The sequence below is a fragment of the Sphingopyxis sp. 550A genome (assembly GCF_053569535.1).
In genome coordinates, this window is record NZ_CM131615.1 from 4,609,230 (window position 1) to 4,633,668 (window position 24,439).

Annotated in this window: 23 protein-coding genes; 7 read left to right on the plus strand and 16 right to left on the minus strand. The window is 66.1% G+C overall.

Annotated elements, in window-relative coordinates:
• Window position 1: 1 nt before the first annotated feature.
• The 3 genes from ACVENA_RS22330 to ACVENA_RS22340 all read right to left on the minus strand — a co-directional run bounded on the left by ACVENA_RS22330 (window position 2) and on the right by ACVENA_RS22340 (window position 1,310).
• On the minus strand, window positions 2-196 hold the full coding sequence (locus ACVENA_RS22330) for a hypothetical protein (protein ID WP_053555252.1): 195 nt from the start codon (window positions 194-196) through the stop codon (window positions 2-4).
• A gap of 77 nt (window positions 197-273) precedes the next feature.
• On the minus strand, window positions 274-648 hold the full coding sequence (locus tag ACVENA_RS22335) for an ArsR/SmtB family transcription factor (protein WP_012049924.1): 375 nt from the start codon (window positions 646-648) through the stop codon (window positions 274-276).
• Window positions 645-1,310, minus strand: a complete 666-nt coding sequence (locus ACVENA_RS22340; protein ID WP_012049925.1) for a peroxiredoxin — start codon at window positions 1,308-1,310, stop codon at window positions 645-647. The genes ACVENA_RS22335 and ACVENA_RS22340 overlap by 4 nt, the downstream gene beginning before the upstream one ends.
• Before the next feature lie 106 nt (window positions 1,311-1,416).
• Here ACVENA_RS22340 and trxC point away from each other — a divergent pair, with 106 nt between their 5' ends.
• The 6 genes from trxC to ACVENA_RS22370 all read left to right on the plus strand — a co-directional run bounded on the left by trxC (window position 1,417) and on the right by ACVENA_RS22370 (window position 5,674).
• On the plus strand, window positions 1,417-1,860 hold the full coding sequence (gene trxC, locus ACVENA_RS22345) for a thioredoxin TrxC (RefSeq protein WP_012049926.1): 444 nt from the start codon (window positions 1,417-1,419) through the stop codon (window positions 1,858-1,860).
• 209 nt (window positions 1,861-2,069) lie between these two features.
• Window positions 2,070-2,714, plus strand: coding sequence for a peroxiredoxin (locus tag ACVENA_RS22350; RefSeq protein ID WP_012049927.1), 645 nt, complete (start codon window positions 2,070-2,072; stop codon window positions 2,712-2,714).
• Between the two features lie 80 nt (window positions 2,715-2,794).
• Entirely contained in the window at window positions 2,795-3,715 is a 921-nt protein-coding gene (locus ACVENA_RS22355; RefSeq protein ID WP_012049928.1) for an MBL fold metallo-hydrolase, read from the plus strand.
• Window positions 3,716-3,719: 4 nt separating this feature from the next.
• Window positions 3,720-4,508 (plus strand): sulfite exporter TauE/SafE family protein, encoded by a 789-nt coding sequence (locus ACVENA_RS22360; protein ID WP_012049929.1) that lies wholly within the window; start codon window positions 3,720-3,722, stop codon window positions 4,506-4,508.
• Window positions 4,509-4,537: 29 nt separating this feature from the next.
• The gene (locus ACVENA_RS22365) at window positions 4,538-5,398 is read left to right on the plus strand and encodes a class I SAM-dependent methyltransferase (protein ID WP_012049930.1); all 861 of its coding nucleotides are present in this window, start codon (window positions 4,538-4,540) and stop codon (window positions 5,396-5,398) included.
• 27 nt (window positions 5,399-5,425) lie between these two features.
• Window positions 5,426-5,674: a hypothetical protein gene (locus ACVENA_RS22370; protein ID WP_012049931.1), complete on the plus strand. Its 249-nt coding sequence runs from the start codon at window positions 5,426-5,428 to the stop codon at window positions 5,672-5,674.
• Here the strand turns inward: ACVENA_RS22370 and ACVENA_RS22375 are convergent.
• From ACVENA_RS22375 to ACVENA_RS22395, 5 genes are all read right to left on the minus strand, one after another.
• A complete protein-coding gene (locus ACVENA_RS22375) occupies window positions 5,668-6,012 on the minus strand; it encodes an energy transducer TonB family protein (RefSeq protein WP_161628993.1) in 345 nt (114 codons plus the stop codon). The two genes, ACVENA_RS22370 and ACVENA_RS22375, sit on opposite strands and share 7 nt — an antisense overlap.
• A gap of 377 nt (window positions 6,013-6,389) precedes the next feature.
• The gene (locus tag ACVENA_RS22380) at window positions 6,390-8,615 is read right to left on the minus strand and encodes a TonB-dependent receptor (RefSeq protein ID WP_012049934.1); all 2,226 of its coding nucleotides are present in this window, start codon (window positions 8,613-8,615) and stop codon (window positions 6,390-6,392) included.
• Between the two features lie 65 nt (window positions 8,616-8,680).
• A complete protein-coding gene (locus ACVENA_RS22385; protein ID WP_226948734.1) occupies window positions 8,681-9,079 on the minus strand; it encodes a hypothetical protein in 399 nt (132 codons plus the stop codon).
• A 145-nt stretch (window positions 9,080-9,224) separates the two neighbouring features.
• A complete protein-coding gene (locus ACVENA_RS22390) occupies window positions 9,225-10,493 on the minus strand; it encodes a tyrosine-type recombinase/integrase (protein ID WP_012049936.1) in 1,269 nt (422 codons plus the stop codon).
• Window positions 10,494-10,816: 323 nt separating this feature from the next.
• Window positions 10,817-11,911 (minus strand): YeiH family protein, encoded by a 1,095-nt coding sequence (locus ACVENA_RS22395; protein ID WP_449327092.1) that lies wholly within the window; start codon window positions 11,909-11,911, stop codon window positions 10,817-10,819.
• Window positions 11,912-12,157: 246 nt separating this feature from the next.
• Between ACVENA_RS22395 and ACVENA_RS22400 the strand changes: the two genes are divergently transcribed.
• Window positions 12,158-13,027: a LysR substrate-binding domain-containing protein gene (locus ACVENA_RS22400; RefSeq protein ID WP_257551577.1), complete on the plus strand. Its 870-nt coding sequence runs from the start codon at window positions 12,158-12,160 to the stop codon at window positions 13,025-13,027.
• 11 nt (window positions 13,028-13,038) lie between these two features.
• Here the strand turns inward: ACVENA_RS22400 and ACVENA_RS22405 are convergent, their stop codons facing one another.
• The 8 genes from ACVENA_RS22405 to ACVENA_RS22440 form a co-directional block, all read right to left on the minus strand.
• Complete coding sequence (locus ACVENA_RS22405) at window positions 13,039-14,442, minus strand: efflux transporter outer membrane subunit (RefSeq protein WP_449327093.1); 1,404 nt, start codon at window positions 14,440-14,442, stop codon at window positions 13,039-13,041.
• Window positions 14,443-14,452: 10 nt separating this feature from the next.
• Window positions 14,453-17,635, minus strand: coding sequence for an efflux RND transporter permease subunit (locus tag ACVENA_RS22410; RefSeq protein WP_449327094.1), 3,183 nt, complete (start codon window positions 17,633-17,635; stop codon window positions 14,453-14,455).
• A 161-nt stretch (window positions 17,636-17,796) separates the two neighbouring features.
• Window positions 17,797-19,062 (minus strand): efflux RND transporter periplasmic adaptor subunit, encoded by a 1,266-nt coding sequence (locus ACVENA_RS22415; protein WP_449327095.1) that lies wholly within the window; start codon window positions 19,060-19,062, stop codon window positions 17,797-17,799.
• Window positions 19,063-19,066: 4 nt separating this feature from the next.
• The gene (locus ACVENA_RS22420; RefSeq protein WP_257547237.1) at window positions 19,067-19,477 is read right to left on the minus strand and encodes a hypothetical protein; all 411 of its coding nucleotides are present in this window, start codon (window positions 19,475-19,477) and stop codon (window positions 19,067-19,069) included.
• 365 nt (window positions 19,478-19,842) lie between these two features.
• Window positions 19,843-20,454 carry a TetR/AcrR family transcriptional regulator gene (locus ACVENA_RS22425; RefSeq protein ID WP_257547239.1) on the minus strand — a complete coding sequence of 204 codons (612 nt, stop codon included), beginning with the start codon at window positions 20,452-20,454 and terminating at the stop codon, window positions 19,843-19,845.
• 270 nt (window positions 20,455-20,724) lie between these two features.
• On the minus strand, window positions 20,725-22,185 hold the full coding sequence (locus ACVENA_RS22430; protein WP_449327096.1) for a S41 family peptidase: 1,461 nt from the start codon (window positions 22,183-22,185) through the stop codon (window positions 20,725-20,727).
• Window positions 22,186-22,432: 247 nt separating this feature from the next.
• Window positions 22,433-23,143, minus strand: coding sequence for an RlmE family RNA methyltransferase (locus tag ACVENA_RS22435; RefSeq protein ID WP_449327097.1), 711 nt, complete (start codon window positions 23,141-23,143; stop codon window positions 22,433-22,435).
• Entirely contained in the window at window positions 23,140-24,243 is a 1,104-nt protein-coding gene (locus ACVENA_RS22440) for a Ppx/GppA phosphatase family protein (RefSeq protein WP_449327098.1), read from the minus strand. Before ACVENA_RS22440 ends, ACVENA_RS22435 begins: the two co-directional genes overlap by 4 nt.
• Window positions 24,244-24,439 lie beyond the last annotated feature (196 nt).

A 24,439-nucleotide genomic window follows, 5' to 3' on the forward strand; every position in this document is an offset into this window, starting at 1 on the left:
ATCAGGGCGTCCAGCTTGGAGCGTCGCTCGCCGGGAAAGACTCTATGCCCGCTTCCTCGACCGGATCGAGCGGTGCGGCTTCCTTGGGCTTGCCGCTCTTCCCGGTGTTGCCCGCACCGGGCTTCTTGCGGCCCGCTTTGGGCGGTTTCTCTTTTGGATCGTCAGGCTTTGCGCCCTTGCCGGAATCCTGCGTCATCCTGCGTCTCCTATGATGGCCGGTGTCCGGGGACGAAGCGGCCGATCCGATGTCCCCAGCCTATCAATGACGCGCGATCACAAGATCCGGGCGAAGGTTGCAGCCGATCCCCGTGCGCGCGACCCCGCGCCTTTCACGCCGGGCTGCACGTCCTTCGCGGAAATGCCCGACAAGGCGCAGAGCAGCTTTGCCGTGCTTTCCAGCGCATCCGGCGCGAGGCTGTAGAAGACCAGCTTAGCATCGCGGCGCGTCTGCACCAGCTCCGCTTTGCGCAGGATGGCAAGCTGTTGCGACAGGCCCGGTTGGCCGATGCCGGTCATGGTTTCGAGTTCACCGACTGACTTCTCGCCATTCTCGAGCAGCGTCCGCATGAGCTTTAGCCGCACGTCATGCCCGAGCGCCTTCAGAATGTCGGTGATCGCATCGAGTTCGCTATCGGTGAATGTCGTCACTTGCCTGCCTTTTTGTGCTTGTCGGGCCGCGTCCGGTGGAACCAGCAGGCATCGCCAGCCGCATCGAGCGCGGAATCCTGATCCTGATAGGGCGGGAGCAGCACGTCATCGCCAGGGCGCCAGCCTTCGGGCGTGACCACATTGTCGCTGTCGACCATTTGTAGCGCGGCGACGACGCGCAGCAGCTCCTCTACCGAGCGGCCAATAGTGGCGGGATAGCAGAGCTTGGCGCGAACGATGCCGTCGGGGTCGATGAAGAAGGTCGCACGGAGCGTCGCCGCGTCGGGCGCATCGTCGGCGATCATTCCGTAAGCACGGCCGATGACCATCGAGGGATCTTCGACTATCGGAAAACCAACCGTGACACCGAAATGCTCATGGATCGCCCGTATCCATCCGAGGTGCGAATAGAGGCTGTCGACCGAGATCGCGACAAGCGCGCAGTTGAGCGCTTTGAACCGCTCCCCGGCGCGCGAGAGCGCGACGAATTCACTGGTGCAGACGGGCGTGAAGTCCGCAGGGTGGGAGAACAGCAACACCCAGCGGCCGCGATAGTCGGACAGGCTCATTTCGCCCAGGGTCGTGCGCGCCTGAAAATTGGGCGCGGCATCGCCGATCTGGACCGGCGAACAGACGCCACTCTCATTTGCGCTGGGATTCAAATTTCCTACTCCTGAAGGGAGGCAAGTCTTGAACCCCCTTTCTTACACGGTTACATCATGCGGGTAAACGATTAAGCAGCGATAGCGTTCCATAGGAGATGTCCGCATGTCCGAGTCCCAGCTTGTGGTTTGCCCGGTCTGTGCGAGCATCAACCGGGTTCCGGCTGCGAAGATCGGCGCTGCGCCCAATTGCGGGCGATGCTCGATGCCGCTGTTCCAGGGCCAGCCTGTCGATGTCGATGCCACCGCCTTCGACCGCCATGTGGGGCGCGGAAGTCTGCCTGTTCTCGTGGATTTCTGGGCGAGCTGGTGCGGGCCGTGCCGCGCGATGGCCCCGGCGTTCAAGGCGGCCGCCGCCGAACTGGAACCGCATGTCCGTCTGCTGAAGGTCGATACCGAGGCCGAGCAGGGCATATCGGGGCGCTACCGCATCCAGTCGATCCCGACGCTGATACTCTTCAAGGGCGGCCGCGAGATCGCACGTCAGGCCGGGGCGATGGACCGCGCCCGACTCGTCGCATGGGTAAGACAGGCTCTCGCCGCCGCCTGATTCGGGCCGCGATCACCCTATAAATTAGATTAAATGATGCTTTGAAGCGTTTGCGCGCCCGCTTTTGCGCGCCGCGAATCCGGCCTTTGCCGCCGCTTTCGGAAAAGATTGAAAAATCCGATCAGAGGAATTAGGTTTATCGTGTTCTCACGATTAATAGAAATGTGTATCTAATGTCTGTCGCCCACTCACTCACAGGAGACGATAAAATGACAGACGTGGCCGCCCCCTCCATGCCCCGGATCAACGAACCGGCGCCGGCCTTCAAGGCAAAGACCACCCACGGCGAACGCTCGCTCGACGATTACAAGGGTAAGTGGCTGGTCCTCTTCTCCCACCCCGCGGACTTCACCCCGGTCTGCACGACCGAGTTCATGGGCTTCGCGAAGGCGGCCGATCGCTTCAAGGCGCTCAATTGCGAGCTGCTGGGCCTCTCCATCGACTCCGTGCATTCGCACATCGCCTGGATGCGCAGCATCGAGGAGAAGTTCGGCGTCGAGATCACCTTCCCGATCATCGACGACCTGTCGATGAACGTCGCCAGGGCCTTCGGCATGATCCATCCCGGCGCGTCGGACACCTCCGCCGTGCGGGCGACCTTCCTGATCGACCCCGAAGGCGTCATCCGGGCAATGGTCTATTACCCGATGTCGAACGGCCGCTCGGTCGACGAGTTCGTCCGCCTGCTGACCGCGCTTCAGACGTCCGACGCGAACAAGGTCGCGACGCCCGAAAACTGGCAGCCCGGTGAACCCGTGATCGTGCCGCCGCCCGCGACCGCCGAGGCCGCCAAGGCGCGCAAGGACGAGGGCTACGACTACACCGACTGGTATTTCAGCAAGAAGACACTCTGAGCCGGTCGGGCCGGCTTCGCGCGCCCCTCCCCCTTAGCGCGAAGCCGGCACACCCGCTTATCGAATGAAAGGACAAGGCCATGACCGATCCGCAAATCCGTGAAGCCGCCCGCATTGTCGAGGCCGCGAGCAATGCGCGGCCCGCGGTCATCCGCAGCTTCTTCGACGAGGACACGTTCACCGTGACCCACGTCATCTCCGATCCCGCGACCGCCAAGGCTGCGATCATCGACAGCGTGCTCGATTTCGAGCCGGCTTCGGGGCGCACGTCCTTCGCGTCGGCTGACAAGGTGATCGACTATATCCATAGCGAAGGTCTTGAGGTCGAATGGCTGCTCGAGACGCACGCTCATGCCGACCATCTCTCAGCCGCGCCCTATCTTCAGGAGAAGTTGGGAGGCACGCTCGCGATCGGCCGTCATATCCTCACGGTGCAGGAGGTGTTCGGCAAGATCTTCAACGAGGGCACGCGTTTCGCCCGCGACGGCTCGCAGTTCGACCGCCTGTTCGATGACGGCGACCGCTTCAAGGTCGGGTCGATCGAGGCGATCGCGTTGCATGTTCCCGGCCACACCCCCGCCGACATGACCTATGTGATCGGCGATGCGGCGTTCATCGGCGACACGCTGTTCATGCCCGACTATGGCACGGCCCGCGCGGACTTCCCCGGTGGAGACGCCCGCACGCTTTTCCGGTCCATCCGGCGCCTGCTCTCGCTGCCCGATCAGACGGGCTTGCATCTCTGCCACGACTACAAGGCCCCTGGGCGCGACACCTATGCCTGGGAGACGTCGGTGGGAGAGGAGCGCGAACATAATGTCCATGTCCGCGATGGAGTGAGCGAGGACCAGTTCGTGGCCATGCGCGAGACGCGGGACGCGACGCTCGGAATGCCCCGGCTGATCCTGCCGTCCATTCAGGTCAACATGCGCGGCGGTCACATGCCGGAGCCGGAAGACAACGGCACCAGCTATCTGAAGCTCCCGGTCAACACGCTGTAAGGCCATGACGCTCGAACCTGTCCAATATCTGCTCGGAGCCGGATCGGGTTCGCTCGTCGGCTTCACGCTCGGCCTCGTGGGGGGCGGCGGGTCGATCCTCGCCGTCCCCCTCATGGTCTATCTCGTCGGCGTCGCCTCGCCCCATGTCGCGATCGGCACCAGCGCGCTCGCGGTTGCCGCCAATGCCGGCGCCAATCTCGTTCCCCATGCCCGTCAGCGCACGATCAAGTGGCGCTGCGCGGGCATGTTCGCCGCCGCCGGCGTCGCGGGGGCCTATGCCGGATCGACGCTCGGCAAGGCCTTCGACGGCCAGAAGCTGCTGTTCCTGTTCGCGCTGTTGATGATCCTGGTCGGCGCACTCATGCTGAAGAAGCGCGGCGATCCCGGCAATCCCGATGTCCAGTGCCGCCGTGAGAACGCGCCCAAGGTGATTGGCTATGGCAGCGCCACCGGCCTGTTCTCCGGTTTCTTCGGCATCGGCGGGGGCTTCCTGATCGTTCCGGGGCTGATGGCTTCGACGGGGATGCCGATGCGCAATGCCGTCGGATCGTCGTTGGTCGCGGTAACGGCCTTCGGTCTTACGGCCGCGCTCAACTATGCCTTTTCCGGGCTGGTCGATTGGGGACTTGCCGCGGTGTTCATCGGCGGCGGCATCGTCGGCGGTATCGCCGGCGCAGCACTTTCGCACCGGCTGTCGGGTCACAAGGGCGCGCTCAATACGATCTTCGCCCTGCTGATCTTCGTGGTCGCCGCCTACATGCTGTGGCGCAGCGCGGCCGCAATCTGGAACTGATTTTTCGCAACTATGATGGGAGGACTTTGATGGACGATGCTGGCGAGAATCTGGACAGCCTTGCCGCGCATGATTGGGCAGGCCAGGCAGGCACGCGCTGGCTCGCCCAGCTCGACCGTTTCGAGGGCATGATCGAGCCGATCGGCAAGGCGCTGCTCGCCCAGGCCGCCTATACCGCCAGCGAAACGGTGGTCGACGTTGGGTGCGGCGGAGGCTGGACGACCCGGCAGATCGCCGCGGCCGTCGGGAATACCGGATTTGCGCTGGGCCTCGACATATCGGCCGATCTCGTGGCGGCCGCGAGCGAACGGGCAACGCGCGCAGGCCTCGCCAATATCCGCTTCGAGCAAGGCGATGCGGCGATAGCCATGCCGGAGGAAGCGCCGTTCGATCGGCTGTTCTCGCGCTTCGGCTCGATGTTCTTCGCCCAGCCATACCCTGCCTTCGCCAATCTGCGCCGGATGCTCCGCGAAGGCGGGCGGCTCGACATTGCGGTCTGGGCGCCGGTCGCCGAGAATCCCTGGCAGCGCAGCATCATGGGAGTCATCAGCGAGCAAATCGACTTGCCGACGCCTCAGCCGCGTGCGCCGGGGCCATTCGCGCTGGCCGAACAGGACTATGTGATCGACCTTCTGCAAAGCGCGGGATTCTCCGACATCAAGTTCGATGTCTGGACCGGCGATCAGCGCATTGGCGGACCCGGCAGCGATGCCGAGAGCGCCGCGCGTTTCGTGCTGGACGGAATGCACATCGGCGATCTCGTTCGGCCGAGCGGCGCAGAGGTGCGTGAGGCCATTCAGCGGGATCTTGCCGCGCTGTTCGAGCGCAACCGCGACGATGACGGCGTTCGCATGGGCGCCAAGGCCTGGCTGGTAAGCGCCAGCGCGTGATCGGCATATCTGGGGGAGGACGACATAATGGATAGAAAGAAACTGTCGCTGCGACTGAAAGCGGGCGACGCGGGCAATGAGGCAATCCTGACCGATGAAATCATGACCGCGCAGGCGCTTCTCGAAGAACATGGGCCGCGAGCCGGACAAGTGCTTGTCGACGAAGCACAGGCCGCCATCAAGGCCGGGGACGACAGCCGCGTATCCTATCTGGAAAGGGTGCGTGTCGCCATGTTGACGATCGAGGACGTGCCGCCCGCTCAGCGCCCTCAATGAAAGCTGAAGGGGATCGTGAAGACGAGCTGGTCCCCTTCCACCGTCGCGGGAGGCGGTGGAAAGGGACCAGCATTGCGGACCGTCCGGAGCGCTAAACGATCCAGCGCCGCGTTTCCGCTGGATGCCGCAAGCTCGACGGAAATCAGTTCGCCGGCACGACCGACGGCAAAGCGCACCATGGCGACGCCGGACAGGTTTAGCCCCCTGGGCTTGCGCGCTGAAATTCGTGCCCAGAGCTGACCCTGATAGGACGCGAGCACGCTTTCGGCTTTGCTGTCAGGGGCCGGCGCAGGATCGACGGCAAAATTGGTCCGCGAAGGCCCGTCGATTGAAGGCATCAAGGGCGTCGGTGGCGACGTCGATGACAGCGGGGCACCCACCGGCGAAGGCGCTGGGGCGGCCGCCTGCTTCCTCGTTTGCGCTGAAGCGATTGCCATTCCAGATTGCGGATCGGGCGGCCGCTTGATCTCACGCGGCCGAGAAGGCGGCACAGTGGGAGGCGGCGGCGTTGGCGTGAACAGTGTGAAGCTGCTCTCTTCCCGGCGCGACACCGACGACACCAAGCCTGAAAGATTGGCGTCCAGAGCTACCAGCAAAGCCAGGCAGCACGTTGCAGCAGCCAGACCCGCGCCCAAACGCTGCGACAAGGCGGGGGACAGGCCATCGCCTGTCCCCCGCCCCTGCATCAAGGATTTTCGTTCCGAACGCATTGTCGTCAGAACGAGATCGTGACGCCTGCGTTGACCGACCGCCCCCGGCCCGGGACCGGGCGAAGAACGCCGGTCGCCTTCAGATCCCCGAGCGACATCCCGCCGAGCGGAGCATAATAGGCCGCGTCGAACAGATTGTCCGCGCCGAGCGTCAATCGCACATTGTCGATGCGATAGGCCAACTGGACGTCAAGCAGCGCATAGCTTCCCGTTCGCGGCTCATTGCGGGTCGGATCGACACGATCCTTCTCGCCGACGACGGTCAGGTCAATCCGGGTTTCCAGTCCGCCGATCCTATGTTCCAGCCCCAGCGCCGCGTTGAACGGCATCTGGTGATAGAGCGGTCCATGGTCCGCCAGGTTCTCGCCATGCAACCAACTCGCGCGCGCGGTCAGTCGTGCGCTCCCTGCCGATGAGGACGACCAGAGCGGGACGGCGGCCGACAGGTCGATGCCATAAATCTCCGCCTTCTGGTTGGCGAATTGCAATTGATCGAAAGCGGTCGGTCTGCCCGCCGTGTCGGTAAAGTCCGCCAGCTTCACGGCGTCGATATAGTCGTCAACATGAGTGAAATAAGGCGCGATCTTCAGCGACCAGCCATCCTTGCCGCCGCCATGAACCGACAGAGCGGCGCTCAGCGTATCCGCCTTTTCCGGGCGAAGCGCGAGGTTGCCGACATAGCCATTCCCGTCCCCGAACCACCCGATCATCCGGCTCGCCATGCCGCCGCGGCCCCAGCTATACCGTTCGTAGATATTCGGCGAACGCACCTTCCGGGCATAGCCGAACTCGATTTCCGCATGAGGCGACAGCGCATATCGAGCAAGCAACGTGCCGCTCCAATTGCTATCGTGCCGCTTGCGGTCGGCTGCATTGAACGCGGCGGCCGCCATCACGTCGGCCATCTGCATCATTCCGGTGCCGTAGGGCGCGACCGTCCCCGTATTCATCCAGACCTGATCGTTGCGGATGCCGGCGACCAGCGTGAACCCGCGATCCCAGCTCTTTTCCCATTCGAGGAATGTGCCGAGACGATCGCGCTTCCCCCCGTTGACGTTGATGAAAGCATTCGGCCCCATCATCATGTTTCCCGCGACGGGCGGCCAGAAATCGTTGAGCCACTGGTGTTGGAATTCATTGCCGAGACGCAGCGTTCCGGCACCGCCCAGCAGGATTTCGGCCTGGACCGCGTATCCGGCGCTATGGACTTCGGTGTTCATCGGCATTCCGCCAGTAGCCGTCCCACCCTTATCGGCGAGAAAGTTCATGGCATGGTCGGTGTCGCGCCAACTCGCCCGCACATCGAGATTGCCCCAATCGAAGACGCCTGCATAGTGCCCGTTCAGGAACCAGGACTTGTTGGACGTCATGTCCATATATTGGTTGGGAAACCCCTCGTAGGGCGCGAAATGATAGCCGCCCTTCAGCTCGACCAAGCCGCTGCCGACCTGCGCGGCCAGGCTCAGGCTGTGATCGGTCTTTGCATATTCGCTCGATCGCACGATGCCCAGCGATCCACCGCCCTTGAAATTGTCGGCCTGGGTATAGGAGCCGTTATAGGTCAGGCTGATCTTGTCGCTCGCGGCCGTCATTGAAAGCGAACCGCCGAAGCCATCGCCATTGCTGCGATAGAAGGCCGAGATTTCACCTGTCAGCAGCGTATCGCCCTGTTTCGCGAAGCGGGGCGGAGCGCTCTCGACGCGGATGATCCCGCCGATGCTGTCGCCGCCATAGCTGACCGGCGAGACGCCCGTAATGACGTCGATCGCACCCACGGTCTGCGGATCGGTATAGGACAGGGGCGGATTCATATCGTTCGGGCAGGCCGAGGCGATCGCCACGCCGTCGACGAGCACGGTCAGGCGCTGCGCCTCCAAGCCGCGGATCACCGGCAGGGTCGAAAAGCCCCCGGCGCCGAAGCCGCTGACACCTGGCACGCTTTGAAGAATGGCGGCAGTATCACTCGAGCCGGCCTGAAGGTTGCGGAGGCGAGATGAGGAGATCCTTTCGCCCGATCCCGTCGACGGCGCTTCGCTGGCCGAGTCCACATCGACCTCCGGCAGCACAATGCCATCCTGTGCAAAGGCCGGCGAGAGCGGGCAGCAGGCCAGCGCTGCGACGAAGGCGGGGGCAGCAATATCGCGTGCCAGGCGGGTCTTGAAAGCGGTAGCGCCGGCAGAAGCACGCGCCACAGGTGCCGCGCGCCGCGCGGCAAAATGCAAATTCGTCATGTCGGAATCCTGATTCACATGGGACGCCCGATTGGGCGCCGTTCAACGCGGAAATGTTGAGTGAATCAGGCGGAGGGTGGCCCAATCGCGGGCGGGCGAAGATAGATACCGCGCCAGAGGACTATACGCGGCGGAAGGCGGAAACCCGTCGCGATGATGAAAGCGATCGCGATCGCCAGCAGAAGCGCGTCGGTCGCCGCGAGTGTGGGCGAGGACAGTCCGGAGAAGGCGCAGGGCGCTTCCGCCTTTTTGTGCTCCCCATGGTCATGTTCGCCGGTCTTGCCCGGCAGCTCCAAGACGATCGTCTGCGGCCCTTGACCCGAGCAGAGCTGGACGAGGATCACACCATTCGAGGCGACCGGCATGAAACCCGCGGGCACCAGGGCTTTTACGATCAGCGTGGCGCCCAGAAGCAACGCGCACAGCCAATGATGCCGGCCAAGGAATTTGCGGGTCTCAGTCACGTCGCGTCGTCTATGCTGATATTGCCACTATGTCGAGAATACGACACGCTGAAAAGTTTAACGGCCATGTTCGTCGGATTGCAGCGGCTGTCATTTGATGGCATCGACACATGCCCTTTGCCCGGGTCGAGCGGCTCACCGAAGTTCATGCCGCAAGCTGGAGTTGTGTCGATTTAGCCGCGCCCTCCGCAAGCAGCCGTTCGATCTCGTCGGACGTTCGCCGCACGGCGAGCTTGAGCGCCTCGTCGATGTGGATGTAGTCTTGGGTGACGTTCTGCGAGGCATGGCCAAGCATGGCGCGGATCGTCAGCTCCGAGAAACCGAGATCGCCCGCCACGCTGCCGAAGGTGTGGCGCAGCGTGTGCGGCGTAATGCCCTCTATCCCCGCCAGCTTGGCAACGCGCTGGAGGCAGGCGCTGACTGCGGTGAATGGCCCCCGCCCGACTTCCGAGGGGAAAGCGTGCGGATTGCCCACGATCACCGGCTGGCTCTCGACGGCCTTGACGGCCGCAGGGCCGATCGCACGAATCTGCGCGCCGCCCTTGGTGTCGGGGAATGCCACATAGCCGCCGGCTCCATTGACCCAGGCTCGGTGCATCGCTTGGCCTTCCTCACGGCGGTATCCGGTCAGCAAGAGCGTGCGCAGCACGCCGAGGGCGACAGGGTTCTCGCCATTGCGCTCCGCATAGGCCATCGCCTTGCCCATCAACACTATCTCGGCGACGTTCAGGCGCCGGGTCTTCTTCTTACCGGCCAGCTTCTTCGCTCCCTGCGTCGGGTGAGCGTCCAGCAGGCCCTTATGCTTCGCATGCCCGATGATGGCCTGGAGCGTGCCGACGCAGCGCGCCGCCACACCGGCGCCGCCGGTCGCCATGCCGCCCCGGCCGCCGCTGCGCGGCTTCGCCGTCTTCCCGTCCTTCACATCGGTCTGCATCTGCTCGACATCAGCGATCGTCAGATGCTTGACGATCCGCTTGCCCAGGAGCGGCTTGATATGCGTCTTGATGCGGCTCTCATCCATGTCGAGCGACGATTTCTTGATCGGCAGGTTCTTGCGGCCGAGGATATTGCCCGCCCGAGCCTCGGTCAGATACCAGTCGCACATCTCCTCGACCGTCATTCCCTTGCGCGCCTGGCGAACCTCATCGGCGGGGTCTTCGCCGCCGATCACGGCCGCCAGCTTGAGCTTGGCCTGGTCGCGTGCCTGATCGACCGTCAGCACGCCATAGCGCGCGATATTGATGCGGCGCTTGATGCCCTCGGCGTTGCGATACTGGACGATGAACGTCTTGAGGCCGGACGGCAGCACGCGCACGCCGAAGCCTTTCAGCTCGGTATCCCAAAGCACGGTCTGCTTTTTCGACGGCGGCACGAGCGCATCGACCGCGCGCTTGGTCAGCTTGCTGGTTGGCATCGTGATCCTCCAGTTGGAGACAAAGCCCGACGGAAGGGGTATTGTCTCCAAATTGTCTCCATGCGGCGCCCAATTGCGTCCAGCAGCAGGATACGATAGGAGAGGTTAAGTATCAAGAACTGTTGAAGAAATCGTAGTATGGCGTAGCCTTGGAAAGCATGGAAAGGCCGCTTATCGAAGTTGCCAAGGTTGGGGTCGAGGGTTCGAATCCCTTCGCCCGCTCCAGTTAATCAGAAATCGACGAAAGCTAAAAAGGCCCCGGCCTTTGGCGACTGCGCTGTTGTCATGCTGGATCGGCGCGTACCGCGTGGTTATTGGCCCGATCAGCCGAGATGGAGCATCGTGACCAGCGCAAAGCTGATCGCCCCGAGCACCAGCAGCGACAGCACCACCGCTGCCGTCACGCGCCCGCCCGCCTTGGCGACGGTGCGGACATCGACGCCGAGGCCAAGCGCCGCCATCGACACCACGGTCAGCAGCGTCGCGGCGGCGGCGATCGGCGCCAGCGCCGCTTGCGGGATCAGCTCGAGCGAGCGCGCGGCGATCATGCCCAGAAATCCGAGGATGAACCACGGCACCAGATGATGGATCGGCGGGCGGTTGGCTTTCGGGCGTTCGGTAGTTGCGAGCCGATCGGGCTCGGCGCCATCCTCGCAAAGATGCGGGGCGAGGATCGAAAGGATCAGGCAGACCGGGCCGAGCATCAGCACGCGGACCAGCTTGACCAGCGTGCCCATCTGGATTGCCGTCGCGCCCATCGGCGTGGCGGCGGCGATGACCTGGGGCACTGCATAGACGGTGAGCCCGGCGAACGCGCCATATTGGAGTTCGCCAAGGCGTAGCGCCAGCCCGAGCAGCGGCAGGCCCAGTACGACCCCGACGCCGAGCACCGCCGTGAAGGCGATCGCCGCCGCGACGTCGTCGCTGTCGGCGCCGATCACCGGAGCGACCGCTGCGATCGCCGAATTGCCGCAGATCGAATTGCCGCACGCGACCAGCGTCGCCATCCGCCTGGGCAGGCCGAGCAGCCGCCCGATCGCGAAGCTCGCGCCGATCGCAAGGAAGACGGTGGCGGCGATGCCGATCAGCAGCGCCGGACCCGCGGCGAGGATCGTCGCGGCGCTGACCGATGCGCCGAGCAGAACCACGGCGATTTCGAGCAGCAATTTGGCGCTGAAATCGATTCCCGGAAGCCAGCGAGCGGGCGGCGTCCAGATGGAGCGGATCGCAGTGCCGATCAGGATCGCGAGCACCAGCGCTTCCAGCCAGACCTCGCCGAACAATCGCTGCTCGATGCCGGCCAGCGCGAAAGCGACGCCGGTGACGCCCAGGCAGAGCGCCAGCCCGGGAACGATCCGTTCGATCCTGGCGGTGCGGGGTCTGCGAATTGCGGTGGTCGGAAGGGGAACGGTCGCCATGACGGCTTCTTTCTGAAAGGCAGGCGGTGGATCGCCCTCGATGCCTTCGCTATCGGCCGCTTTTCCGGTCGCCTCCAACGCAAGTTGCTGCTCGTTTCGATCGCCTGCGCTTGTTGATCGCGTTCACGCCAATCAATCGATTTTAATTGTTGGAATGACCGATATATTCGCTTGGACAGATTGAATGGTGCGGCGCATCCTGCGCGCGAAGGAGACGATCATGCGCGCCTCGATGGCACCGATCCCATGACGCTCGAGCAGCTCCGCATCTTCGTCGGGGTCGCGGAGCGCGAGCATATGACGCGCGCGGCGGAGGCGCTCCACATCACCCAGTCGGCGGTCAGCGCGGCGATCAAGACGCTGGAGGAGCGGCACAATGTCCCGCTGTTCCACCGCATCGGGCGGCGGATCGAACTGACCGACGCGGGCCGGCTGTTCCTGGTCGAGGCGCGCGCTGTGCTCGGCCGCGCCGCGAGCGCCGAGCGCACGCTGGCCGAGTTCGGCGGGTTGGAGCGCGGCACGCTGACGCTCGTCGCCAGCCAGACGATCGCCGGCTATTGGCTGCCCCCGTTCCTCGCGCGGTTTCGCCGACGCTACCCCGGAATCGCCGTCACGCTGTCGATCGGCAACAGCGAGCAGGCGGCGGATCGGGTGCGCGAGGGCAGCGCCGAGCTTGGCTTTGTCGAGGGGTTGATCGACGATCCGGCGCTGGCGCGCTGGACGGTCGGCCACGACGATCTTGCGCTGGTCGGCTCCGAAGCCGCGCCGGGCGGCGCCGACAGGGATTGGCTGGTTTCGGTCCCCTGGGTGCTGCGCGAGGAAGGGTCGGGCACGCGTTCGACCTTCGAGGCTGCGCTCGCCCCGCTCGGCCTGACGCTCGCCGACCTCGACGTGATCCTCACCCTGCCGTCGAACGAGGCGGTCCGCTCGGCGGTCAGCGCGGGGGCGGGCCATACGCTGATCTCGACGCTGGTCGTCGAGCCCTTGCTGCGCGCCGGACGAATCCAGCGCACCGCTTTCGACCTCGAACCGCGCCCCTTCTATGGTCTGCGCCACAAGGAACGCTATCGCGGCAAGGCGGGCGACGCGCTGCTCGCGATGATCGAGCGCGGATAGCGGCAACCGGCTCAGCTTTTCGTCCACCGTCCGCCAAGCGCCCGGAACAGGTCGACCTGCGCATCGGCGATGCGCGCGTCGGCGAGCGCCAGCGAGGCTTCGGTTTCGGCGAAGCTGCGTTCGGCGTCGAGCGCGGCGAGTCCGTCGATCGCGCCTTCGCGCTGCTGCGCGCGCGTGATCTTCACCGCCGTCGCGGCCTGATCGCGCGCCGCCTGCAGCGCCGTTCGCCGGTCGAGCTGGTGCGCATAGGCGGAGAGTGCGGTTTCGGCTTCCTCAAGCGCGCGCAGCACCGTGCCGTCGAACTGGGCGAGCGATGCCTGCGTGTCGGCCTCCGCCCCCGCGATCCGCGCCCGCGCGCCTTCCTGGTTGAGGAAATTCCAGTTGATCAGCGGGCCGAGCAGCCAGCGCAGCGGCCCGCCGCCGAACAGATCGCCGAGGCCGCTGCTCGTCTGGCCGACCGACCCGCCGAGCGTGATCTTCGGATAGAGGTCGGCCGTCGCGACGCCGATGCGCGCGGTCGACGCCGCAAGACGGCGCTCGGCGGCAGCAACGTCGGGACGTCGCGCGAGCAGCGCGGCACCGTCGCCGACCGGGATCGGCTGGTCGAGCCGCAACGTCGTCGTGCGTGCGGCGGCGACCGGCGGCAGGTCGGCGGGCGCGCGGCCGGTCAGCGTCGCGAGACGGAACAGCGCGGCGTCGCGTTCGGCGGCAATTGCGGGAATGTCGGCGCTGCGCTGGTCGCGCAGCGCCGCGATGCGCGCGGTATCGAGCCTGGTCGTCAGCCCGACCTCGGCGCGGCGCGCGGTGAGCGCCACCGACTGGTCGAGCAAGGCGACGATGCGCGTCGCGACGCCCAGCCGCTCGGCGGCCGAGGCGGCGTCGGCATAGGCGCGCGCGGTTTCGGCAGCGACGGTGACGCGCACCGCATCGGCATCGGCCTCTGCGGCGCCGAGGTCACCGCGCGCGGCCTCGACCCCTCGCGAGACGCGGCCGAACAGGTCGACCTCGTAGCCGACGGTAAGGCCGTCATCGACCTGCCAGCCGGTGCGGTCGGCCCCCGGCGGCACCTGTCCTTCGCTGACGCGGCCATAGGTCGCCGCGGCGCTGAAGTCGGTCGACGGCAGGCGGTCGCCGCGCACTTCGCGTAAGGCTGCCCGGGCCTTGGCGATGCGGGCGACGGCAACGCGGACGTCGGTGTTCGCGGCGAGCGCGTCGGCGACGAGCCCGTCGAGCACGGGGTCCTTGTAGAGCCGCCACCATTCGGCGTCCGCGGGAGCGGTGCTCGTCACCCCCGCCCTGGTCGAGAGGAAGGGGCCGGACGACGCCGCAGGGGGAGCGGGGCGGGCGTAGTCCGGCCCGACCGCGCACGCGGCAAGCGTGAGCGCGGATAGGGTTGTCATCAGAAGATTACGCATGGCTTTCTCCTTATTCGGCCGGCTGCGGCGCGGGTTCGTGCGAACCGCCGCGGTGGCGCAGCGCCGCGATACGGTCGCCGAGCGCGCGGCAGACGACATAGAAGGTGGGGGTGAAGAGCAGGCCGAAGGCGGTGACCCCGATCATCCCGAAGAAGACCGCGGTGCCGAGGGCCTGCCGCAGTTCCGCCCCGGCGCCGCTCGCGATCAGCAGCGGCACCGCGCCGAGGATGAAGGCGAAGCTGGTCATCAGGATCGGGCGCAGGCGATCGCGCGCGGCGCGCACCGCGGCCTCGACCGGCGACAGCCCGTCCTGTTCTTCGGCCTGCCTGGCGAATTCGACGATCAGGATCGCATTCTTCGCCGCGAGCGCGATGAGGACGACGAGCCCGATCTGCGTCAGGACATTATTGTCCATTCCGCGCAGATTCACGCCGACCATCGCCGCGAACAGGCACATCGGCACGATCAGGATGATCGACAGCGGCAGCGTCAGGCTCTCATACTGCGCGGCGAGCACGAGGAAGACGAACACGACCGCCAGCGCGAAGACGAGCGCCGCCGTGCTGCCTGCCGCCTTCTGCTGAAAGGCGATGCCGGTCCATTCGGTGCCATATCCTGCGGGCAGGGTGTCGGCGCCCAGCTTCTCCATCGTCGTCAGCGACGCGCCCGACGAATATCCCGGCGCGGTGTCGCCATCGACCTCGACCGCGGGATAGAGGTTATAGCGGACGACGCGGTACGGACCGGTCTTGTCCTTGAAGGTCGCGACCGACCCGATCGGCACCATCTCACCCGTGTTCGAGCGCGTCTGGAGGTTGGCGATATCGGCGACCGACTGGCGGAAGGGCGCATCGGCCTGCGCGGTAACGCGGTAGGTGCGACCGAGCAGGTTGAAATCGTTGACGAACGCCGATCCCAGATAGACCTGCAGCGTCTCGAATACGCGCTCGGGCGGCACGCCGAGGAGGTTCGCCTTCGCCCGGTCGATGTCGGCATAGACGCGCGGGCTTCCCGTATCGAAGAAGGTGAAGACTTGCGCCAGACCCGGCGTTTCGTTCGCTTTGCCGATCAGCTTGCCCGATTCCTCGGCCAGCTTCTGGTATCCGTGGCCGCCGCGATCCTGCACCATCATCCGATATCCGCCGGCCGAGCCGATGCCCTGAATCAGCGGCGGCGGAATCACGATCACGCGCGCTTCGGTGATGTCGGCGACGTCGGCGCGCGCTTCGTCCATGATCTCGTCGAAGCTGACGCCGAGCTTTTTGCGCTCCTCGAAGCTCTTGAGCGGAAAGTAAGCCGCGGCGGCGTTCGGGGCGAGCGTCTGCGACGGCCCGTCGAAGCCCGCGAGCATCACCGATCCGAGAATGCCCTTGTTCGGCAGGATACGCGCGGCAACCTTGCGGAGCGCAGCGTCGGTGCGCTCGACCGAGGCCCCCGGCGGCAATTGCACGACCGCGAGGAAATAGCCCTGATCCTGCGCCGGGATGAAGCCGGTCGGGGTTGCCCAGAACAGGCCCATGGTCGCGGCGATCAGCCCGCCATAGGCGATCATCATCCGCTTCGGCTGGCGGACCAGCCGCGCCGTGAGCGATGCATAAGCCGTGCTCATCTTCTCGAACGCTTCGTTGAAGGCGTCACCGGCACGGGCCGCGAGTTCGCGGAGGCGTGAGGGCTTTTCGGGTTCGGCGTGCGGCTTCAGCAGGATGGCGGCCAGCGCGGGCGACAGGGTGAGCGAGACGATCAGCGAGATGATCGTCGCGGTCGAGATCGTCACCGCGAACTGCCGATAGAAGGCGCCCGACAACCCGGTCAGGAACAGGGTGGGGACGAACACCGCGCACAGCACGAGGACGATCGCGACGAGCGCGCCCGACACTTCGTCCATCGATGTCTGCGCCGCTTTCAGCGCCGACAGCCCGCGTTCGAGGTTTCGCTCGACATTCTCGACCACGACGATCGCATCGTCGACGACGATGCCGATCGCGAGCACGAGCCCGAAGAGCGACAGGCTGTTGAGGCTGTAGCCGAGCCCCGCGAGCACCGCGAAGGTGCCGACGAGCGAGATCGGAATCGCGACGATCGGGATCACCGCGGCGCGCCATTTCTGCAGGAAGACCAGGATGACGATCACCACGAGGACCATCGCTTCCAGCAACGTGTCCTTCACCGCGTCGATCGACTGCTCGATGAACTTGGTGGGGTTGTAGATGACGCGATATTCGAGGCCCTTGGGAAAGCTCTTCGATGCCGCCGCCATCTCGGTCTCGATCGCCTTTGCGGCTTCGAGCGCGTTCGAGCCCGGACGCTGGAACGCCGCGAGAATCACCGTCGGGTCGCCCGAGAGATAGGTGTTGCTGTTGTAGTCGGACGCGCCGAGTTCGACGCGGGCGACGTCGGCGACGCGCACCTGCCGCCCGTCGGCATCGGTGCGGATCACGACGTCGGCGAACTGCTGCGGGTCGGCGAGGCGGCCCTGCGTTTCGACATTGAGCTGATAGGCGTTGCCGTTCGCATAGGGTGGCTGGCCGAGCGATCCCGCCGCGACCTGCACATTCTGTGCGCGCAGCGCCGCGACGATTTCGCCTGCCGTCAGGTTCAGCGAAGCGGCGCGGGTCGGGTCGATCCACACGCGCATCGCATAGTCGCGCGCGCCGAACAGGCGGACATCGCCGACGCCGTCGATGCGGCTGAGCCGGTCCTTGAGCTGGGTCAGCGCATAGTTGGAAAGATAGGAACGATCGAGCGACTTGTCGGGCGAGACGAGGTTCACGACCATCAGAAAGTCAGGCGAGGTCTTGCGTGTCACGACGCCAAGCCGCTGCACCGCTTCGGGCAAGCGCGGCACCGCGATCGCGACGCGGTTCTGCACCAGCACCTGTGCGGCGTCGAGGTCGGTGCCGATCTTGAAGGTCACGGTGATCGTCACCGCGCCGTCGCCGGTCGACTGGCTCGACTGATAGAGCATGTTGTCGACGCCGTTGATTTCCTGCTCGATCGGCGTCGCCACCGTCTCGGCGACGGTCTCGGCCGACGCGCCGGGATAGCTGGCGGTGACCGTGACCGTCGGCGGGACGATGTCGGGATATTGCGAGACGGGCAGCGACCAATAGGCGATCGCGCCGACGAGGGTGATGATCACCGCGATGACCGCGGCAAAGATCGGACGGATGATGAAGAAGCGCGAAAGACGCATGACCGGCTCCCCGGACTGGAGGATCGAAATTGTGGTTTCAATTCGCCCCCTCCCGCTTGCGGGAGGGGTAGCGAGACTTGCGGGCTGCCCGCTAGTCGCAGCGGGGAGGGCGGTTACAGGCCCTCCCCAAACCCCTCCCTGAAGGGAGGGGCTTCAAGGCGTTACCGCGCGAAGGTGGCCTCACCGACCAGCGCCTCACTCGGCGGCGCGGCGGCCTCCGCGACCGGCGTAATCCTGCCCGCGCGCGTCTGCACCTTCGTGCCCGGCTGCGCGAGCTGGGTGCCGGTGATCACGACGCGGTCGGCCGGCGCGATACCGCCGCGCACGACGCGCAGCCCGTCGACGACCGGGCCGAGCCGGACCTCGCGCGCCGCGACCTGACCATCCTTGCCGACCACCAGCAAAGTCTTGCGCGCCTGGTCGGTCTGCACCGCCGCGTCGGGGACGAGCAGCGCGCGTTCGCTGGCGCCGCTCGCCAGCCGCATGTTGCCGAACATGCCCGGCGACAGGAACAGGTCGGGATTGGCGATCACCGCGCGGCCGCGGATCGTCCCCGATCGCGGATCGATGCCATTGTCGGTGAAGTCGAGCTTTCCGGTGCGGCTGTAGTCGGCCTCGTCCTGCAGCTTGATCTGCACCTCGGTCCCCTTGGCGCCCGCTTCCTCGGCGCGCTTCGCCTTCAGGAACAGGCCTTCCGAGCCGTTGAAGCTGAAATAAATGGGGTCGAGCGCGTTGATCGTCGTCAGCAGGCTGCCGGCGCTGCCTTCGCCCGCGGCGACGAGATTGCCCGCATCGACGCGGCGATCGGAGATGCGTCCGCTGATCGGTGCGCGCACCTGCGTAAACTCCATGTCGAGCGCGCGCGAGCGCACCCGCGCATCGGCGGCCGCGAGCGCGGCCGACGCCGCGCGCAGCCTGGCGCCGAGCTGGTCGAGGTCGCTTTGCGACACCGCATCGTCGGCGACGAGCCGGTTGGCGCGCGCGAGGTTGGTCTCAGCGAGCGCCAGATCGCTGCGCGCGCTCGCCGCCTCGGCGCGTGCCTCGGCGAGCGCGGCGGCGAAGGGGCGCGGGTCGATGGTGAAGAGAAGCTGGCCCTTGCGGACGATCTGACCGTCGGTGAAATGGACGCCGACGAGCTGGCCCGAGACGCGCGGGCGCACTTCGACGGCCTGGCTTGCCTCGAAGCGGCCGACATAATCGTCCCATTCGTCGATGTCGCGGACCAGCGGCGCCGCGACGGTGACAACCGGGATCGGCGGCGCGGCGTTGGCCGGCGCCTCGCGGTGGGTCAGGCCCCAGCCGCCAGCGAGAGCGAGCGCGACCGGCAGGCCGATCTGCAGGGTCCGGCGCCAGCGGCGCGGGGGCTGGGTCGGGGCGAGGGCGGCGTTCGCCGTCTCCTCACCCCGGATCGGGGAGAGCATGTTCATGGGTCTACTTTCGGAAGAGGCGGGCGACGTGGACTTCGGCGACGCGCTTGCCCAGCAGTTCATAATGATCGGTGCTGAAACCCGCGGCGAAGAAGGCCTTGAGTTCGGCCTTCGGCACCGAATAGCTGTGATGCCAGGTCAGCACCGCCATCCGGCGCAGCGCTTCGAGCCGCGGATCGGCGAGGCGGCGGTTCACCGCGTCGCCAAAGATCCGCCCGAGCCATTTTGCGACCCGGCCGGGCTCGCGCAGGCTCGATGGCCGGTCGTGACGGGCAAGCATCACGACCGACCATTCCAGCGCCGAAAAGCCTGCGGGACTATCGGCTTTCGGCGCTGCGGGGGAAAATGTGGGGGAGAAGGCAGATGCCGGCGCGATGGCGGCGGCGACTCCGTCGGTCAGGGCAAGATAGGCCATGGTCGGTCCTCCGTGGATATTTGCCGGGCGCAAGGGGGCTCACGCCCCGGAACGCTTGCGCCCGGCGAGGGGAGAGTCTGGATGCAGGAAGCCGTTCCCCCGTCATCGACGGCGGTGTGCGATCCTGCGAAACATGTCTGTCTGGGTTGGCCCGGGATCAGGCCGGCACAGCAGGAGCGGAGTGCATCCGCGCTTCTTGTGGCGCGGTGGTCATTCCGACCATCTGTACCACACGGTATATAAACCCGGCGTTCATCTTGTCAAGGAGTTTTATACCGGCCGGTATCGAAAAATTCGGTAGCCCTGTTTCGGCCGCCCCCTGTCGATCCCCGATCAGGCCCGGGATGCGAGGCAAAAGACCGTCTTCAGGCGCTGGGCCAGAGCGCCAGGCTGGTGTCGACCAGTCGCTCGAGCTCGTCCATCGTCGCGCCCGCGCCGGCCTGAACCGAAATGCCCTGCAGCAGGGCGTAGAGAAGGCTGGTCAGCCCCTGCGCGTCGACATGCGCGGGCAGGTCGCCCTCGGCCTTCGCGCGCTCGAAACGCTCGACCAGTGCGCGCTGCGACGAGGCACGGCGCCCCAGTACGTCGGCCTTGATCGACTCGGCTTCGGGGCTGCAGGCGAGCGAACTCAAAATACCCATGCATCCTTTGGGATCGGTGGTTCCCGCGTGCGTCATCAGCGCGCCGTGAAGATAATATTCGGCGACCTTGCGCGCGGTCGGCTGGTCGAGTGCGGCGCGCGTATATTCCAGCTTTTCGGTCTCGTAGAGGTCGAGCGCCTTGTGAAACAGCGCTTCCTTGTTGCCGAAAGCGGCATAGAGGCTGGGCTTGGTGATCCCCATCGCCTCGGTCAGGTCGGCCATCGACGCGCCGTCATAGCCCTTCGCCCAGAAGACGTGGAGGGCTTCGGCCAGTGCCTTGTCGACACAGAATTCGCGCGGGCGCCCCTTGACCGGGGTAGCGATGTCACTTTCCATAACGAGCGGTATATAATCGATCGGGCCGGAAAGTCTAGGGGTAGCGGTTCGGCTGGGTTCTGGGGGCAGTGTCCGCAAGCGACCGATTGCGGCCGCTCCTCTCCCCTCCCGCAGGCGGGAGGGGCTGGGGGTGGGCAGCGACGTTGCATCTGCCCACCCCGCTGCGACTAACGAACAAAGTTCGTAAGTCTCGCTGCCCCTCCCGCTTGCGGGAGGGGAAGCATGCGTTGCCCTAAAACGGCCGCTCTCCACCCCAAAACCGACGTTTCGTCAGAACAGCCCCGGCAACTCCCGCTGCGCCGCGCGCGGCTTTGCGGGCGTCAGCATCTCGGGCTCGGCGGCCATCCGGACGCTGCGGCTTTGCGCGGAGGCACCAGCCGGGGCCTGGGCGATGTGCGTCGTGCAGCTTCCCCCCGCCAGGAAATCGATCGCGGCGCGCACCGAGGCTTCGCGCGGATCGCCAAGCGGCAGGGACAGGTCGTCGTCCGCCGCGCAGCTGTTGCTGATCTTCGGCGCCAGCCCGTCGAAATAGTCGCCGCTGCTCGCCGCATTGCCGGTCGCGAAGGCGATCACGCGCATCCGCTCGTCGCATTCGCTCTTGTCGAGCGCGATCTGCCCGACGGGCTTGCCATAGGTGTTGCTGCCGACCAGCGTCATATTGGTGCCGAGGTAGGGCAGCATCCCGTTGATGACGAGTTCGCTCGCCGAGGCGGTCGATCCGGTGCCGATGAAGGCGATGCGCGCCGGTGCGATCGCCTGAGGCTGGGCGGTGAAGAAATGGCGCGTGTTGTTCTCCGATTTCGACGAGCGGAAATTGGTCTGCGAGAACAGGTCGCTGGCGGCCCGGTTGCGGCCGAGCAGGTCGCCGAACAGCTCGGCGGTGGCGACGAGCCCGCCGCCATTGTAGCGCAGATCGATGACGACGTCGGTCACCCCCTGGTTGCGGAAATTCAGGAAGGCGGCGCGAAGCTGCGGGTCGGCCGAACTGATGAAGCTGCGCAGGTTCACATAGCCGTAAGCGTGCCCGCCCTCGCTGATGATTTTCGCGCCGTAGCGGTCGGAAATCGGGTCGAGATCGTAATCGGCCTTGGTCACCGACACGTCGCGGGTTCCGCCGCCGGGTTCGACGATCCGCAGGATGCGGGTCACGCCGGGGTCGCTCGGCCCCAGCGCGTCGGTGATCCCCTGCGTGCCTTCGCTGGCGACGATGGTCGAGATGGCGCGAATGTTCGACGCATTCGTTCCGATCCCCACGATTTGCGTGCCGCGATCGATTCCCGCCGCCAGCGCCGGGGCGTTTTCATAGGCCTCGGCGATGACCACGCGCTGGGTCGTCGGATCATAGGCGAGCCGGACGCCGAAGCCCGCGCTCGATCCGTTGGTGAAGAAAGCCTCCTCCTCGGCGATCGAGGTGACATAGGTGAAATAGCGGTCCTTGTTCAGCGCCCGCGCCGGTGCGACGAGCGCGTCGATATAGGTCTGGACGTCGGCGAAGTTCGCGGGATTGACGTTCGTCGCGACATCGCCGGGGAAGAGATACCATTCGTCGATCACCGCCTTGGCAAAGCTCTGGCGCGCGCTGAGGCCGCAGCTTGCGGTGGGTGTCGGGGTCGGCGTGGGGGTCGGGGTGACGGTGACCGGCCCGCCGCCACCGCCGCCGCTCGACCCTCCGCCGCCGCATGACGCGAGCAGCAACGAGAGGACGGTCAGCGATGCAATCCCGCTACGCATGTGATTTCCCCCGATAATCGATGGACCTCCGATGATAGCGGCGACGGGCGGAATTGGAAGGGATGAAGGGGGCTGTGTCGATCCTCCCCGGTACGGGGAGGGGGACCATGCGAAGCATGGTGGAGGGGCACCCTCGGTTTACGCTTCGATCCAGAAAAGGCGCGCCATGACCCACCTGCCCTTCCACCACCTTCGGTGGTCCCCCTCCCCGTGCCGGGGAGGAGCGGCGACGGCCGCCGTCCGCCCGTCAGTCCGCGTCGCCGTCTTCCTCGCGCCGCCCCTTGAACCCCTGCGCGATCACATAAAGTTCGGGCGACCCCTTGCGGCTTGCGGGCGGTTTGGCGTGCTTTACGGTGGTGAAATTCTGTTTGAGGACGGTCAGCAGTTCGCGGTCGGCGCCGCCTGCGAACACTTTCGCGACGAAAGCGCCGCCGGGTTGCAGGGTCTGCACCGCGAAATCGGCCGCGGTCTCGGCAAGCCCGATGGTGCGCAGATGATCGGTCTGCGGATGGCCGACAGTGTTCGCCGCCATGTCCGAAATGACGAGATCGGGGGCGCTGCCCAGCGCCTCGATCAGCGCGTCGGGGGCGGCGTCGTCCATGAAATCCATTTCGAGGATCGCGACGCCCTCGATCGGCTCGCAGGCGAGCAGGTCGATTCCGGCGACGCGCGCGCGCGGATTGGCCTTGCGCACGACCTGCGACCAGCCGCCCGGAGTGATCCCCAGGTCGACCACCGCGCGCGCTTTCCTGAGCAGGCCGAATTTCTCGTCGAGCTCGATCAGCTTGAAGGCGGCACGCGAGCGATAGCCCTCGGCCTGCGCGCGACGGACATAGGGATCGTTGAGCTGGCGCTGGAGCCAGCGGGTCGACGAGGCGGTGCGCTTGCGCGCGGTCTTGACCCGCACATGCAGGCCGCCGCGTCCGCCGCCGCTCTTGCCGCCCTTGCCACCGCTCATTTGCGATGCTCGCGCCGGGTAACCGGAATGTCGCGGCCCTGCATCGCCAGCGTGCGCAAGATGCCTTCGCGGATGCCGCGGTCGGCGACGCCGACACGCGCGGCGGGCCACAGGTCGATGATGCTCTCCAGAATTGCGCAGCCCGCGACCACCAGGTCGGCGCGTTCGCGTCCGATGCAGGCAATCTCGGCGCGCGCGTCGAGGCTCGCCTCGGCGAGGCGGCGGCTGATGTCGCGCATCGCGGTCGCGGGAACGGTGATCCCGTCGACCGCGCGCCGGTCGTAGCGCGGCAGCTCGAGAAAGACGCTGGCGAGCGTCGTCACCGTGCCGCTGGTGCCGAGCAGGCGCAGCGGCAGGTTCGCGAAGCGTTCGGCGCGGTCCGCGAAGGCGGCGAAGGCGCTGCGGGTCACTTCGCGCATCCGGGCATAACTTGCCTGCCGCGCGGCCAGGCTGTCCTCGCCCGGCGCGGCATGTTCGGTCAGCGACACGACCCCCCATGGCACGCTGATCCAGTCGTGGATCTTCACATCATGATCCGACACGTCGACATGCATCAACTCGGTCGAGCCGCCGCCGATGTCGAAGATCAGCGCCGGTCCTTCGCCGGGTTCCATCAGATTGTGGCAGCCGAGCGCGGCGAGTCGCGCCTCTTCGGCGGCCGAGATGATGTCGAGAACGATGCCCGTCTCGCGCCGGACGCGCGCCGCGAGCTCGGTGCCGTTCACCGCGCGGCGGCACGCCTCGGTCGCGACCGCGCGCGACAGGGTGACGTGGCGGCGGCGCAGCTTGTCGGCGCAGATGGCGAGCGCGGCAACGGTGCGGTCCATTGCGGCCTCGCTGATCCGTCCGGTCGCGTGCAATCCTTCGCCCAGCCGGACGATCCGCGAAAAAGCGTCGATCACGACGAGTTCGCCCTCGTGCGGGCGCGCGATCAGCAACCGGCAATTGTTGGTGCCAAGGTCGATCGCGGCATAGCTGCGGGGCCGTACGACCGGCACGGGGCGGGGCGGAAGCTCCCCTTTCTGTCTTCGGCTCGCCGGTGGGCCCATCTTCGAACCCGGCCGCGGCGATCGCCCTGAAGGCGCTGCCATTTGCCGCATGGCTATGTTGACCTGTCTCTGACTCACGCATCCGCCAATTTGCGGACGTGCACTTGCGCGCGAACCTAGGCCCCGGCGGACGCGATGGCAACCCCGCCCACCGACAGCAAAGCCCCGTCCGGCGCGGGCCGGACGGGGCGAAGGGGGGAGAGTCTTTTATTGGGGGTCGGGTCTGCCTTGATGGTGGCAGCCGTCA